General features: G+C 66.2%; 10 protein-coding genes. 1 reads left to right on the top strand and 9 read right to left on the bottom strand.

Annotated elements, in window-relative coordinates:
- Positions 1 to 88: 88 nt before the first annotated feature.
- The 6 genes from LL964_RS15125 to LL964_RS15100 all read right to left on the bottom strand — a co-directional run bounded on the left by LL964_RS15125 (position 89) and on the right by LL964_RS15100 (position 9,208).
- On the bottom strand, positions 89 to 682 hold the full coding sequence (locus tag LL964_RS15125) for an LOG family protein (RefSeq protein ID WP_104587950.1): 594 nt from the start codon (positions 680 to 682) through the stop codon (positions 89 to 91).
- 300 nt (positions 683 to 982) lie between these two features.
- Positions 983 to 2,425, bottom strand: a complete 1,443-nt coding sequence (lpdA, locus tag LL964_RS15120) for a dihydrolipoyl dehydrogenase (RefSeq protein WP_017156789.1) — start codon at positions 2,423 to 2,425, stop codon at positions 983 to 985.
- A gap of 111 nt (positions 2,426 to 2,536) precedes the next feature.
- Positions 2,537 to 3,754: a dihydrolipoyllysine-residue succinyltransferase gene (sucB, locus tag LL964_RS15115; protein WP_104587949.1), complete on the bottom strand. Its 1,218-nt coding sequence runs from the start codon at positions 3,752 to 3,754 to the stop codon at positions 2,537 to 2,539.
- Positions 3,755 to 3,794: 40 nt separating this feature from the next.
- Positions 3,795 to 6,623: a 2-oxoglutarate dehydrogenase E1 component gene (locus LL964_RS15110; RefSeq protein ID WP_104587948.1), complete on the bottom strand. Its 2,829-nt coding sequence runs from the start codon at positions 6,621 to 6,623 to the stop codon at positions 3,795 to 3,797.
- Positions 6,624 to 6,803: 180 nt separating this feature from the next.
- On the bottom strand, positions 6,804 to 7,733 hold the full coding sequence (locus LL964_RS15105) for a GNAT family N-acetyltransferase (RefSeq protein ID WP_104587947.1): 930 nt from the start codon (positions 7,731 to 7,733) through the stop codon (positions 6,804 to 6,806).
- Positions 7,730 to 9,208: a ribosomal protein uL16 3-hydroxylase gene (locus tag LL964_RS15100; RefSeq protein WP_104587946.1), complete on the bottom strand. Its 1,479-nt coding sequence runs from the start codon at positions 9,206 to 9,208 to the stop codon at positions 7,730 to 7,732. Before LL964_RS15100 ends, LL964_RS15105 begins: the two co-directional genes overlap by 4 nt.
- A 490-nt stretch (positions 9,209 to 9,698) precedes the next feature.
- On the opposite strand from LL964_RS15100, the gene LL964_RS15095 reads away from it, so the two are divergent.
- Complete coding sequence (locus LL964_RS15095; RefSeq protein ID WP_104587983.1) at positions 9,699 to 9,962, top strand: PDZ domain-containing protein; 264 nt, start codon at positions 9,699 to 9,701, stop codon at positions 9,960 to 9,962.
- A gap of 170 nt (positions 9,963 to 10,132) precedes the next feature.
- On the opposite strand, the gene LL964_RS15090 is transcribed toward LL964_RS15095, so the two are convergent.
- The 3 genes from LL964_RS15090 to LL964_RS15080 all read right to left on the bottom strand — a co-directional run bounded on the left by LL964_RS15090 (position 10,133) and on the right by LL964_RS15080 (position 13,553).
- The gene (locus tag LL964_RS15090) at positions 10,133 to 10,630 is read right to left on the bottom strand and encodes a DUF3060 domain-containing protein (RefSeq protein WP_104587945.1); all 498 of its coding nucleotides are present in this window, start codon (positions 10,628 to 10,630) and stop codon (positions 10,133 to 10,135) included.
- 197 nt (positions 10,631 to 10,827) lie between these two features.
- On the bottom strand, positions 10,828 to 12,195 hold the full coding sequence (gene purB / locus LL964_RS15085) for an adenylosuccinate lyase (RefSeq protein ID WP_104587944.1): 1,368 nt from the start codon (positions 12,193 to 12,195) through the stop codon (positions 10,828 to 10,830).
- Between the two features lie 35 nt (positions 12,196 to 12,230).
- Positions 12,231 to 13,553, bottom strand: coding sequence for a hemolysin family protein (locus LL964_RS15080; RefSeq protein WP_104587943.1), 1,323 nt, complete (start codon positions 13,551 to 13,553; stop codon positions 12,231 to 12,233).
- Positions 13,554 to 13,666: the final 113 nt, after the last annotated feature.

Raw genomic sequence — 13,666 nt, 5'->3', positions numbered from 1 at the left:
CGCGGACCGGCATGGCAGCAGATGCCCGTCAGTACGAACGGGCCCGTGCAGCCCGGTGCATCCGCAATGCATGCGGATGGCAGCGTGATCACACCAGGGTGGAGCGGCGCTTCTCGTCGATCCACTTCGACGCCTGGGCCGGCGTGTAGTGCTGCATCCACTCGAGCATCTGCCCGATGTCGTTGCCATACCACAGGTCGGTGCGTTGATCCGGATGCAGGAAGCGCTCTTCCACCATGCGATCGATCATGCCGATCAGCGGCGCGTAGAAATCGGCGATGTCCAGGAACGCGCACGGCTTGTTGCCGATGCCCAGCTGGCGCCAGGTGAGCATCTCGAAGATCTCTTCCATGGTGCCGAAGCCGCCGGGCAGGGCGACGAAGGCATCGGAGAGCTCGAACATGCGCATCTTGCGCTCGTGCATCGAGCCGACGATCTCCAGTTCGGTCAGGCCGCGGTGCGCCACTTCCCAGTCCGCCAGCTGCTTGGGAATCACACCGGTGACCTCGCCGCCGGCGGCCAGGACGGCGTTGGCCACCGTCCCCATCAGGCCGACGTTGCCGCCGCCGTAGACCAGGCGTAGGCCTTGCTCGGCGATGCGCGTGCCCAGGGCGGTGGCGCGTTCGGCATAGACCGGCTTGTTACCGGCGTTGGAGCCGCAATAGACGCAGATGCTTTTCATGGGATTCGGGATTCGGGATTTGGGATTTGGGATTCGTAAAAGCGCGGTGGGGCGCGTCTATGTCATCTGGAAAAGCCGTCGAGAGACGGAGATGCTTTCGTGGGATTCGGGATTCGTAAAAGCGGGGCTGCGCTGCTCGCACGCGATGCTTCGGGGCCGGCCCTTGCCGATGCATTTGTCTGCTCTTCAGGCTTGAAAAACATAACGCCGGGTTTCCCCGGCGCCATGTCATTGCCGGGAGAGGTTCAGGAGCGGGAACCGCAGTTGCGAATCCCCACTCCCGAATCCCAAATCCGGACCTCAGTTGGCCTTATGGATCGCCCGCTTGCTCACGGCCATCGCGGCATCGTGGATGGCTTCGGACAGCGTCGGATGCGCATGGCAGATACGGGCCAGATCGTCGGCCGAGCCGTTGAATTCCATCGTCAGCACACCTTCGTGCACCAGCTCGGAGACGCCCACGCCCACCAGGTGCATGCCCAGCACGCGGTCGGTTTCGGCATCGGCGATCACCTTGACGAAGCCGGCTGGTTCGCCCATGGCCACCGCACGGCCGATCGCCGCGAACGGGAAGCTACCGGCCTTATAGGCCACGCCCTCGGCCTTGAGCTGCTGCTCGGTCTTGCCGACCCAGGCGATTTCCGGTTCGGTGTAGATGACCCACGGAATGGTGTCGAAGTTGACGTGACCCGGCAGGCCGGCGATCAGTTCGGCCACCGCGATGCCTTCCTCGAAGCCCTTGTGCGCCAGCATCGGGCCGCGCACGCAGTCGCCGATCGCCCACACGCCATCGACGCCGGTGTGGCAATGCCCGTCCACCTCGATCTGGCCACGGTCGGTGACCTTGACCCCGGTGCCCTCGGCCAGCAGGTTCTTGGTGGCGGCCTTGCGGCCCACGGCCACCAGCAGCTTGTCCACGGTCAGGGTCTGCTCGCCGGTAGCGTCGGTGTAACTGAGCACCACCTGCTTGGCATCGCCGCTGCCGGTGATCTCGGTCTTGCTGACCTTGGCGCCGAGCTTGATGTCCAGGCCCTGCTTCTTGAATTCCTTCAGCGCGGTCTTGGCCACTTCGGCATCGGCCAACGCCAGGAAGTCCGGCAGCGCCTCGAGGATGGTGACCTCGGCGCCCAGGCGCTTCCACACGCTGCCCAGCTCCAGGCCGATCACACCAGCGCCGATCACCGCCAGGCGCTTGGGAACGGCAGTGAAATCCAGGCCGCCGACGTTGTCGACGATGGTGTCGCCGTCGAACTTGGCGAACGGCAGTTCGATCGATTCCGAACCGGCCGCCAGGATCACGTTGGTGCCCTTGAGTTCGATCTCCCCACCTTCGTGCTGGGTGACCTTGACGATGTTGCCCGGCTGCAGCTGGCCGAAGCCGTAGTACGGGGTGATCTTGTTGGCCTTGAACAGCATCGCGATGCCGCCGGTGAACTGCTTCACGATCTTGTCCTTGCGGCCGATCATGGTGGGCACGTCCATCTTGGCGTCGTTGAAGCTGATGCCGTGGTCGCCGAACAGGTGGCCCATGTTCCAGAACTGGCGCGAGGAATCCAGCAGCGCCTTGGACGGAATGCAGCCCACGCGCAGGCAGGTACCGCCCAGGGCGGGCTTGCCGTCCTTGCCCAGTGCTGCGTCGATGCAGGCGACCTTCATGCCCAGCTGGGCCGCGCGAATTGCAGCGTGATAACCGGCCGGACCGGCACCGATGACGACGACGTCGAATTGTTCTTGTTCGCTCATTCTTCGCTCACGAGATTGGGAATTGGGGATTGGGGATTCGTAAAAGCGGGATGCTTGGGAAAGGGCGGCTCTCGCCAATCCCGAATCCCCAATCCCCAATCCCGGCTTTCATCACAGACCGAACAGCATGCGGCCCGGGTTTTCCAGCTGGTTCTTGATATCGACCAGGAACTGCACCGAGTCCTTGCCGTCGATGATGCGATGGTCGTAGGACAGTGCCAGATACATCATCGGGGCGATCACGACCTGGCCGTTCTCGGCGATCGGACGTTCCTTGATCGCGTGCATGCCCAGGATGGCGCTCTGCGGCGGGTTGATGATCGGGGTCGACAGCAGCGAACCGAAGGTGCCGCCATTGGTGATGGTGAAGGTGCCACCCTGCAGGTCGTCCAGGCCCAGCTTGCCGGCGCGCGCCTTGGCGGCGTAGTCGGCGATGCCCTGTTCGACGTCGGCGAACGACTGGCGTTCGACGTTACGCAGCACCGGCGTGACCAGGCCCTTGTCGGTGGACACGGCGATGGAGATGTCGCTGTAGCCGTGATAGATGATGTCGTCGCCGTCGATCGAGGCATTGACCAGCGGGAAACGCTGCAGCGCGTTGGCGGCGGCCTTGACGAAGAAGCTCATGAAACCGAGCTTGATGCCGTGCGCCTTCTGGAACTCGTCCTGCAGCTCCTTGCGCGCGGCCGAGACCTTGGCCAGGTTGACCTCGTTGAAGGTGGTCAGCATCGCGGTGGAGTTCTTGGACTCCATCAGACGCTTGGCGATGGTCTTGCGCACGCGGGTCATCGGCACGCGTTCTTCCGGGCGGGCACCCGAGGCCTTGCCCACGCCGCCGGCCTTGGCGAAGTTGACGATGTCTTCCTTGGTCACCGCACCACGACGGCCGGTGCCTTCGACCTGGGCCGGATCCACGCCCTGGGTGATGGCGGAGAAACGCGCACCCGGGGGCAGCGAATCGGCAGCGGACTTGGACGCAGCTGCCGGTGCAGCGGCAGCCGCCGGAGCCGGAGCAGCCGCCGGAGCCGGAGCTGCGGCAGCTGCCGGTGCATCGGCCTTCTTCTCTTCAGCCGGTGCAGCGGCAGCTGTGGCGCCTTCCTCGATGATCGCCAGGATCTGATTGCTGGTGACCGTGCTGCCGGTGTCGAACTTGATTTCCTTCAGCACGCCGTCGACCGGCGAGGGAACTTCCAGCACGACCTTGTCGGTTTCCAGGTCGACCAGATTCTCGTCGCGCTTGACCGCTTCGCCGGCCTTCTTGTGCCAGCTGGCGATGGTGGCGTCGGAAACGGATTCGGGCAGTACCGGAACTTTGACTTCGGTGGCCATTCGGGGAGCGTCCTAGGGTTTTCGGTCTTTGGGGAAGGAGTTATTCAGCGACTTGGTCGTTGAACGGGTTGATCAGCGCATCGGCAACCAGCGTCTGCTGTTCGACGATGTGGTCGGCCATGTGGCCGGCGGCAGGCGAGGGCGAGCGGGCGCGGCCTGCGTAGTGCAGGCTCTGGCCGCCGGCCAGGCAGAAGTTCAGGTGGTGGCGGATCTGGTACCACGCACCCTGGTTCTGCGGTTCTTCCTGGCACCACACCACGTCGGTGGCGTTGGCATAGCCCTTGAGCTCGGCCGACAGCTGCGCACGCGGAAACGGGTACAACTGCTCGATGCGCACGATGGCGACATCGTCCTGGCCACGCTTGGTCTGGTCTTCGAGCAGGTCGTAATACACCTTGCCCGAGCACAGCACCACGCGCTTGACCTTCTGCGCATCGGCCTTGGCGTCGGGAATCAGGTGCTGGAACTCGCCCTCGGCCAGTTCTTCCAGGCTCGACACCGCCAGCTTGTGACGCAGCAGCGACTTGGGCGTCATCACCACCAGCGGCTTGCGGGTGGTCATGCGCATCTGGCGGCGGATCATGTGGAAGCACTGGGCCGGCGTGGTCGGTACGCAGACCAGCATGTTCTCCAGCGCGCACAGCTGCAGGAAGCGCTCCAGACGTGCGGAGCTGTGCTCCGGGCCCTGGCCTTCGTAGCCGTGCGGCAGGAACAGCGACAGGCCCGCGATGCGGCCCCACTTCGCTTCGCCGGCGGCGATGAACTGGTCGATCACCACCTGCGCGCCGTTGGCGAAATCGCCGAACTGCGCTTCCCAGATGCACAGCGCATTCGGGTCGGTGGTGGAGTAGCCGTATTCGAAGCCCATCACCGCTTCCTCGCTCAGCAACGAGTCGATGATGGTGGCGTCTTCGGGGTTCTGCACCAGCTGGCGCAGCGGCAGGTAGTAATTGTCGTTCTTCTGGTCATGCAGGATCGCGTGACGGTGGAAGAAGGTGCCGCGGCCGGCGTCCTGGCCAACCAGGCGCAGCTTGTGGCCTTCGGCCAACAAGGTGGCGTAGGCCAGGTTCTCGGCGAAGCCCCAGTCGCCGAGCTGATCGCCAGCGGCCATCTTGACGCGATCTTCGTAGATCTTGGCAACACGGGCGTGCAGCTCGACGCCTTCGGGAATCGTGGTGATCAGCTTGGCCAGGCGGTCCAGCTGCTCGCGCTTGACGCGCGTATCGACCGGATCGGCGGCGGTGCCGACCAAGTACCTGGACCAGTCGATGGCGAATTCGTCCGGCTTGCGCTTGGCCAGCTCGGTGGTGTATTCGCCGGAATCGAGCTTGTTGCGGTAGCCATCCACCAGTGCCTTGGCCTCGTCGGCGCTCAGCACGCCTTCGCTTTCCAGCTTGGCGGCATACAGCTCGCGGGTGGTCTTGTGCTTGCGGATGGTCTGGTACATCACCGGCTGGGTCGCGGCCGGTTCGTCGGCCTCGTTATGGCCCCAGCGGCGGTAGCAGACCAGATCGATGACCACGTCCTTCTTGAACTGCTGGCGGAACTCGTAGGCCAGCTTGGACACGAACATCACCGCGTCCGGGTCGTCGCCGTTCACGTGGAAGACCGGTGCGCCGATCATCTTGGCCACGTCGGTGCAGTACAGCGTGGAGCGGGCATCGTCGCGGGTGCTGGTGGTGAAGCCGATCTGGTTGTTGACCACGATGTGCACCGTGCCGCCGACCGCGAAACCGCGCGCCTGCGACATCTGGAACAGCTCCATGACCACGCCCTGGCCGGCGAATGCGGCGTCGCCGTGGATCAGGATGGGCAGCACGGCCTTGCGCTCGGTATCGCCGAAGCGCTCCTGACGCGAGCGCACGCTGCCGACCACGACCGGGTCGACGATTTCCAGATGCGAAGGATTGAAGGCCAGCGCCAGGTGCACCTGCTTGTCGGCGCCAACGGCGATGTCGGCCGAAAAGCCCATGTGGTACTTGACGTCGCCGGTGTGCGCGCGGTCGTCATGGGCGTGTTCGAACTTGCCTTCGAACTCGTCGAACAGCTTGCGTGGGTTCTTGCCCAGCGTATTGACCAGCACGTTGAGGCGGCCGCGGTGGGCCATGCCGATCACGATGTCCTTGACCTGATCGTTGCCGGACTGACGAACGATTTCGTCCATCATCGGGATCAGCGAATCGCCGCCTTCCAGCGAGAAGCGCTTCTGGCCGACGTACTTGGTGTGCAGATAGCGCTCCAGGCCTTCGGCGGCGGTGAGCCGCTCCAGGGTTCGTTTGCGGCTGGCCGCATCGCCAGCGATCTTGCCGCCGGCATCTTCCAGGCGACGGTAGATCCACTGGCGCTGGTCGAATTCCTGGATGTGCATGAACTCCGCGCCGATGGTGCTGGCATAGGTCGCCTTCAGGCGCGCCAGCAGGTCCTTCAGCTTCATCCGCGGCTGTCCGCCGACACCGCCGGTGCTGAACTCGCTGTCCAGATCGGCCTGCGACAGGCTGTGGAACGGCAGGTCCAGGTCCGGCGGATTGACCGGCGGGGTGAGGCCCAGCGGGTCCAGCTGCGCGCCCAGGTGACCGCGAGCGCGGTAGGCGGTGATCAGGCGGCCGACGTTGCGCTCGCGCTCGTCGCTGGCGCCTGCACCGGTGCCGGCATGGGCGGCCTGCTTGGAAGCGGTGAGAATATGGGCGATGGCGGCCGAGTGCGGAACATCACCGGCATTGCGACCTTCGAAGCCATCGAAGTAGCTCTTCCACTTCGGATCGACACTGTCCGGGGCGACGAGGTACTGCTCGTACAGATCCTCGATGTAGGCGGCGTTGCCGCCGGCGAGCTGCGATGACTGCGCGAAGTGCTTTAGGAGATTATCCACGATGGTAAGTCGGGTCTGCTGTGGGGATGATTGTGCGGAAGCGGCAGGGCAGGATGCCTTGTCGGTCGGTCTCAAATCTCGAAAAATTATACCCCCTTGCGCTTGTGAGAGGGCGTCTGTGAGCTGACCGGCGAGGCAGACCAATCGCGGGCGCGCCTGCGCCGGCAAGGACTTGCGGCGTCAGATGCCGAGTGCGCGCGGTTCGTTCCAGAGCGCGCTGCGCTCCCATATCTGCGCGAATTCGCGCTCCAGCTGGCGGCTGCGCGCGGCCCCGGACAGCCAGGTTTCGCCGTCATCGTAGCGATGACCTGTTGGACGAAAGTAGTAGGCGTCGTCGCCGACCACGTAGGCCGATGCATAGCTCGTATCGACCGGATCGCTGACCGCGCGGAACCGGAACACGCTCGGCAGGCGCTGGGCCAGGCGCAACATCGCGCTGCCGCTGGCCATGGCCGCTGCCGGATCCTGTACCAGCACCTGCACGCGCTTGTCGTGGCGGGCAGTGGCGAAGCGGCGCAGCGCATCCAGCACCGCTGCATTGTCGAACAGGGGCGGATCCAGCGCGCGGCTGTAGATGAGTACCTGCCGGCGTGCGCCGCAGAGCAGGCCGGCGGTGGCGGCCAGGGCTGCGGTGAGGCTGTCCACGGCCATCGGCCCGTCGAGCCGGCGATGCAGCAGCGTGCCGGACGCGTCGCCGTCGTCGCCATGTTCGGCTGCAACGCCGGCGGAAGCGCGGGGAAGAAAGCCCTGGCGCGCGAACACCGCCTGGGCACTGGCGGTGGCACGTGCCTGCAGTTCGGGCCAGCCACGCTGGGCGGCGTTGGCCACGGCTGCGGTGAGCAACTGGTCGGCCAGGCCGCGGCGGCGCCAGTGCGGCAGCAGGCCGAGCCGGTCGATGCGCCGGTCCGGCGTCAGCCGGACCGAGGCAACCCATTGGCCCTGCTCGGTCCGCGCTCCCAGATGCAGGCTGAGCGGGTCCAGCGCGTCCCAGTCGGGCTCAAGCGGGTCAGCCGCGGGGGCTGTGGCACAGGCCAGGCGCAGCGCACGCAGGGCCGCGGCGTCGGTGGCCGGGTCCAGCGTGACGATCTGCGGGCTGCCTTGCGGGTTCATGCGCGAGACGGGATTCCATCGTCGCCGGTGTCAGACGGGTCTGCTTCGTCGTCCGTGTCCGCCTCGTCGTCCGCTGCCTCGGCGGCAGCGACGCGCTCCTCCGGGCTGTCGGCGTCGTCGGCGACCGCTTCGACATCGGCGTCGTCATCGACCGCATCATCGGCGTCCATGGTGTCGGCATCGTCACTGGCGTCGTCATCGGCATCGCCGTGAGCGGCCGACACGCTCAGCGCAGGTGCTGGTTCGTCGTCGATATCCTCGCGCGTGTCGTCGTGGGCGCGCTGGTAATGTCCCTGGGCCAGCAGTTCGAGCACGACCTCGCGGCCACGCGCCGACAACTGCCCGTAGAGCGCGCCATCGATCTCTTCGGCGGCCGCCAGGCGTGCGGCGTCCTTGGCCGACAGGGCGAACTCCAGGCCGCTGCAGAACAGGGTGGCGCCGCGCTTGGCACGCCGCCAGGCCAGCCGCGACCACGGGTGGCGATACAGCAGCACGCCTTCGTCCAGTGCCTGTTCCACTGCCGCGCGCGGAATCGGTTCCGGCGCCGGCACCACATCGCCGGAGGCGCGGTAGGTGGTCATGAAGCGGCCGAACCAGTCGCCCAGGCGATCGGGGTCGTTCATGCGCAAGGCGTTGAGCGCTTCGACCACGCGGTTCATCGCGGTGACGTCGATCTCGTAGGGATCGGCCGGCACCTTCAGGTCTTCGTCGTGATAGCGCACGGACTCGTCGGCATCGGCGATCAGGGTGTCCAGGTAGTCGCCGATCAGTTCGGCCGAAGAGGGCGCGCGGGTGCCGATCGAGAAGGTCAGGCACGGGTCCTGCGCCACACCGTGGTGCGGCACCAGCGGCGGCAGGTACAGCATGTCGCCCGGGCCCAGCACCCAGTCGTGGGTGGGCTTGAACTCGCGCAGCAGCTTGAGGTCGACATCGTCGCGGAATGCCTGCGGCGTGGGCCTGCGGCCCTGCGAGGCGCGTGCGTCGATCTGCCAGCGGCGATGGCCCTGGCCCTGCAACAGGAACACATCGTAGTGATCGACATGCGCGCCGACCGAACCGCCGGTGGCGGCGAAGCTGATCATGATGTCGTCGATGCGCCAGCGCGGCAGGAAGCGGAACTGCTCCAGCAACGCGCGCACGTCGGCATCCCACTTGTCCACGTCCTGCACCAGCAGGGTCCAGTCATGGTCGGGCAGGCCGGGGAAGTCGGTTTCCTGGAACGGGCCGGTACGCACGCTCCAGTCGTCGCTGGCGCGGTCGTGGCTGATCAGCCGTGCCAGCACGCCCTCCTCGCAAGCCAGCCCGGCCAGATCTCCCGGCTGCAGTGGCGAAGCGAAGTCCGCGAACGCATTGCGGATCAGCAGCGGGTGCTTGTGCCAGTAGGTGCGCAGGAAGCGCTCCACCGGCATGCCCAGCGGCTGGCCAGGGCGGGCCTGGACTTCGATGACGGGAGGGTTTGCCTTGCGTGCAGCCATGGGATTTCCTTGCAGGGGATCGACGGAATGCTGGCGGCGCGGACCAGGCCGGCGCGCACCGGCGCTATTGTCCGATGCCTGCGCCGGATCTGCACCTGCACACGGCAGCGCAGACAGGCAAGGTTTCAGGGAGGTGGTGAAGCGGATGTGCGCTGCGGATCGGCGGCGCCTGTGCAGGTCCGGCATGGGCGCGCATGCCATCACGCTGCAAGACGGCGGTCCGGCGCGGCGATATGCATGCGAGGTGTCGGGCGCCGCATGAGGCAGGCCCGCTGCCGACTTGGCGGGCAGGGTGCCCGATGGCACATGAGTCCGCTGCGGTACGCGCTGCACACTGCAGGACCGCAGCCGCTGTGCGCTGCAATCTCGACTAGGGATGGATGTGATGCGTCGATGGAAACCGGGTGCGCTCGTGCTGACTGCCGCCATGAGCTTGAGCGGCATGGTGCAGGCGGGCGATGCGAAAGGCTGGTTCGGTTTGAGCTTCGCGGTGCAGAGCGAAGGGTTTTCGTTCAATCCCACGCTGACCTCGGTGACCATCGACGCGGTCAAGCCTGCATCGCCTGCGGCCGCCGCCGGCCTGCAGGTAGGCGATGCCATCGTCTCGGCGCAGGGCATCCCAGTGGCCGGCAGCAAGGCCGACGTGCTCAAGTCCGCGCTCGATCGAAAGGTCGGGGAAACGCTGCGTTTCATGATCGTGCGAGGCACTGCCAAGCCGCGCGAGGTGACGCTGGTGGCGGCGCCTCGGCCCTGATCGGGCTGCACCTGGCATGGCCATGGCGCGACGAGTGCATGAAGCCATGCGCGGCGAAGCGATGCCTGCAGATGCCGGAACATCGCCACGGACGAGCGTGACCGTTGGTGGCCCTGTTGTCGGTCGTCAGGGCGCAGCCTCGTTTGCGGCGGTGGGCCCCCGACAGTGCCCTACATCAGCTTGTTGCCACTGCCGCTGTCGTCCAGCGTGGGCTTGCTGGACGGGTTGACGGTGTTGTCGTTACCCGAAAACCGCACCTGCTTCACCTCGCGCGCCAGCACCAGGTTCTTGTTGCCCTGGATGTCCACGCTGTCGACGTTGGTCAGATTGAGCGTGTTGTCGTGACCGGTCACGCTCAGTTGCCCGAGCTGCTGGTTGAGTACGGTGAAGTTGCTGCCTTCCACGCGAATGCTGCGCGCGTTGTCCAGGTTCATCGCACCACGCGAGGCGGTGATGGTGACTGCGCCGCAGTCGCCGTGCAGGATCCACTCGCTGTCGTTGCGGGTCAGCCGGACATCCTTGCCGCTGCAGTCCGCGCCGCTGGCAGGGTCGGTGAGGGTGGAGGACATGGCCGATACCGCCTGCGCGGCCGGGCGATCGGCACCGCAGCCGCTGACGGCTGCGCTGAGCGAGGCAAGCAGAACCGCATTGATCCGGAGTACGCGCATGGGTCGGTTCCTGGGTGGATGAGGCCGGCACCATAGCAGCCGCTGTGTTGCGCGTTGTCGACGAGGCGGGGCGCGCGCTGATGCCGCAGATCCTGCAGATGAAGATCCGCAGGCCGCACCGATGTGGGGTGCAGGCAGTCAGCGGCTGCCGACCGCGCCCGCTCGGGGCGCGGTGCGACCGCACGCAATGGCCAGGCTCAGATCGCGCGGGCCAGCTGCTCTGCCAGGCCGGTGTAGCCGCCCGGAGTGAGCGCGCGCAGACGCTGCTTGTCTTCTTCCGGCAACTGCAGGCTTTCCACGAACGCCTGCATCGAGGCCGCAGTGATGCCCTGGCCGCGGGTCAGCGCCTTCAGTTGTTCGTAGGGATTGGGCAGGCCGTGACGGCGCATCACGGTCTGCACCGCTTCGGCCAGCACTTCCCATGCCGCATCCAGATCGGCATCCAGACGCTCGGGGTTGACGGTCAGCTTGCCCAGCCCCTTGGCCAGCGAATCCAGCGCCACCTGGGTATGGCCGAACGCGGTGCCGAGGGCACGCAGCACGGTGGAGTCGGTGAGGTCGCGCTGCCAGCGGCTGATCGGCAGCTTGGCCGAAAAATGCTCGAACAGGGCGTTGGCGATGCCGAGATTGCCCTCGGCGTTTTCGAAGTCGATCGGGTTGACCTTGTGCGGCATCGTGGACGAGCCGACTTCGCCTTCCTTCAATTTCTGCTTGAAGTAGCCCAGCGAGATGTAGCCCCAGATATCGCGTGCCAGGTCGATCAGGATGGTATTGGCACGGCGGGTGGCATCGCCGATCTCGGCCACGTTGTCGTGCGGCTCGATCTGGGTGGTGTAAGGGTTGAACACCAGGCCCAGGCTTTCGACGAAACGCTGCGCGAAGCCGGCCCAGTCCAGCTGCGGGTACGACACCAGGTGCGCGTTGTAGTTGCCGACCGCGCCGTTGATCTTGCCGGTCAGTTCCACCGCGGCGATCTGCCGGCGCTGGCGTTCCAGGCGCGCGACCACATTGGCGATTTCCTTGCCCAGCGTGGTGGGCGAGGCGGTCTGGCCGTGGGTGCGCGAGAGCATCGGCTGGGCGGCCTGCGCGTGCGCCAGGGCGCGCAGCGAGGCGACGATGCCGTCCAGCGTGGGCAGCAGCACCTCGCGGCGCGCCTGCTCCAGCATCAGGCCGTAGCTGAGGTTGTTGATGTCCTCGCTGGTGCAGGCGAAATGTACGAATTCCAGCGCCGGGCCCAGCTCGGCGTCGTCCTTGAGCTGCTCCTTGATGAAGTACTCCACCGCCTTGACGTCGTGGTTGGTGGTGCGCTCGATCTCCTTGACCCGCGCGGCATGCGTCACGCTGAAGTCCTCGGCCAACACCCGCAGGCGCCGCGCGGCGGCGTCCGAAAACGGCGCCAGCTCGGCGATCCCGGGTTCGGCGGCCAGCGCCAACAGCCATTCGATCTCGACCTTGACCCTGGCCCGGATCAGGCCGTATTCGGAAAAGATCGGGCGCAACGCGTCCACCTTGGAGGCGTAGCGGCCGTCGAGCGGAGACAGGGCGAGCAGGGCGGAATCCGACATGGGCAGGGCACTGGGAAGCTGGCGGGGCCGGTATTCTACGCCGCCCCGGCCCCGGCTTCGCCCAGCGGGCGTACCGTGACCGCCTGGATGCGGTGGCCGGCCATGCGCCGGACGGTCAGCGCATGTCCATCCAGTTCCAGGGTCTCGCCCTCTTCGGGCAGCCGCTGCAATCGATGCACGATCAGCCCGCCCACCGAATTGACATGGTCCGGGGCGCTCAGATCCTGGCCGAGCAGGCGCTCCAGGCGGAAGATCGAGGTGCTGCCGGCCACCAGCAGCGAGCCGTCCTGGCTGCGGACCGGGGCATCGCGCACCACATGGCGGTGCTCGTCCTCGATCTCGCCGACCACCACTTCCAGCAGGTCTTCCAGGGTGAAGAAGCCCAGGATGCGGCCCTCGTCTTCCACGCACAGCGCCAGATGGGTGGTGCCGCTGCGGAACTGCTCCAACGCCTGGGGGATCGGAGTTTCCAGGGTCAGCCGGGTGGCCGGGCGCAGCAGCGGCCGCAAATCGTCCAGATCCTGGCCGCGCGCCATCGCCACCAACAGATCCTTGGTGTGCAGGATGCCCAGCACCTGTTCGCCATCGGTGTCGAACCACGGATAGCGGCTGTAGCGCGACTCGCTGAATTCTGCGAGCACCGCCTCCAGGTCCATGCCTTCGCGCAGGCTGCGCATGTGCTCGCGCGGGCGCATCAGGTCGCCGGCCACCAGGTCCGGCAGTTCCAGTGCGTGGCTCATCAGCGCCAGGCCGTGATCGGGTGCGGCCGCGTTGGGGTCCTGGCGGCCGACGATGAGCTTGAGTTCTTCGCGCGAGTAACGGTGCGATTGATGTTCGACATCGCCCCAGCCCAGCAGCCGCAGCAGACGGTTGGCGCTGGTATTGAGCAGCCAGATCGCCGGGTACATGATCCAGTAGAACAGGTACAACGGCGCTGCGGTCCACAGCGACATCCGCTCCGGGCGCCGGATCGCCATGCTCTTGGGCGCCAGTTCGCCCAGCACGATGTGCAGGAAGGAGATCAGGCTGAAGGCGATCGCCAATGCGGTGAACTGCGCCGCATCCGGCGACAGGCCCAGCGCATCGAACAGCGGCTGCAGCAGGTGCGCGAAGGCCGGCTCGCCCACCCAACCCAAGCCGAGCGAGGCCAGGGTGATACCCAGCTGGCAGGCCGACAGATACGCATCAAGGTGTGCATGCACACCGAGTAGAAGACGCCCGCGCCAGCCGTTGTTCTGCGCCAGCCCCACCGCCTGGGTGTGACGCAGTTTGACCAGTGCGAATTCGGCGGCGACGAAGAAGCCGTTCAATAGCACCAGCAGCAATGCGACGAACAGCAGCAGCACGTTACCGAGCATGTTCGCCTCCGCCCGGATCGGTGGCCACCCGCATCGGCGCAGCAGGGCAGAAGGCGATGAGGTCTACAGCGAAGAGCGACACGCTCGGTGCGTTTCTACAGTCAGGGTCGTCG

Origin of the sequence: Xanthomonas melonis, assembly GCF_020783655.1 — a bacterium.
Lineage (GTDB): Bacteria > Pseudomonadota > Gammaproteobacteria > Xanthomonadales > Xanthomonadaceae > Xanthomonas > Xanthomonas melonis.
The sequence above is the reverse complement of the archived record's forward strand: the minus strand, read 5'-3'. Positions and strand labels throughout refer to the sequence as shown.

Excerpts from the sequence above, each read along its gene's own strand:
- sucB (WP_104587949.1), bottom strand. The coding sequence starts at position 3,754 with ATGGCCACCGAAGTCAAAGTTCCGGTACTGCCCGAATCCGTTTCCGAC.
- LL964_RS15105 (WP_104587947.1), bottom strand. The coding sequence starts at position 7,733 with ATGAACCCGCAAGGCAGCCCGCAGATCGTCACGCTGGACCCGGCCACC.
- LL964_RS15100 (WP_104587946.1), bottom strand. The coding sequence starts at position 9,208 with ATGGCTGCACGCAAGGCAAACCCTCCCGTCATCGAAGTCCAGGCCCGC.
- LL964_RS15125 (WP_104587950.1), bottom strand. The coding sequence starts at position 682 with ATGAAAAGCATCTGCGTCTATTGCGGCTCCAACGCCGGTAACAAGCCG.
- lpdA (WP_017156789.1), bottom strand. The coding sequence starts at position 2,425 with ATGAGCGAACAAGAACAATTCGACGTCGTCGTCATCGGTGCCGGTCCG.
- LL964_RS15090 (WP_104587945.1), bottom strand. The coding sequence starts at position 10,630 with ATGCGCGTACTCCGGATCAATGCGGTTCTGCTTGCCTCGCTCAGCGCA.
- LL964_RS15080 (WP_104587943.1), bottom strand. The coding sequence starts at position 13,553 with ATGCTCGGTAACGTGCTGCTGCTGTTCGTCGCATTGCTGCTGGTGCTA.
- purB (WP_104587944.1), bottom strand. The coding sequence starts at position 12,195 with ATGTCGGATTCCGCCCTGCTCGCCCTGTCTCCGCTCGACGGCCGCTAC.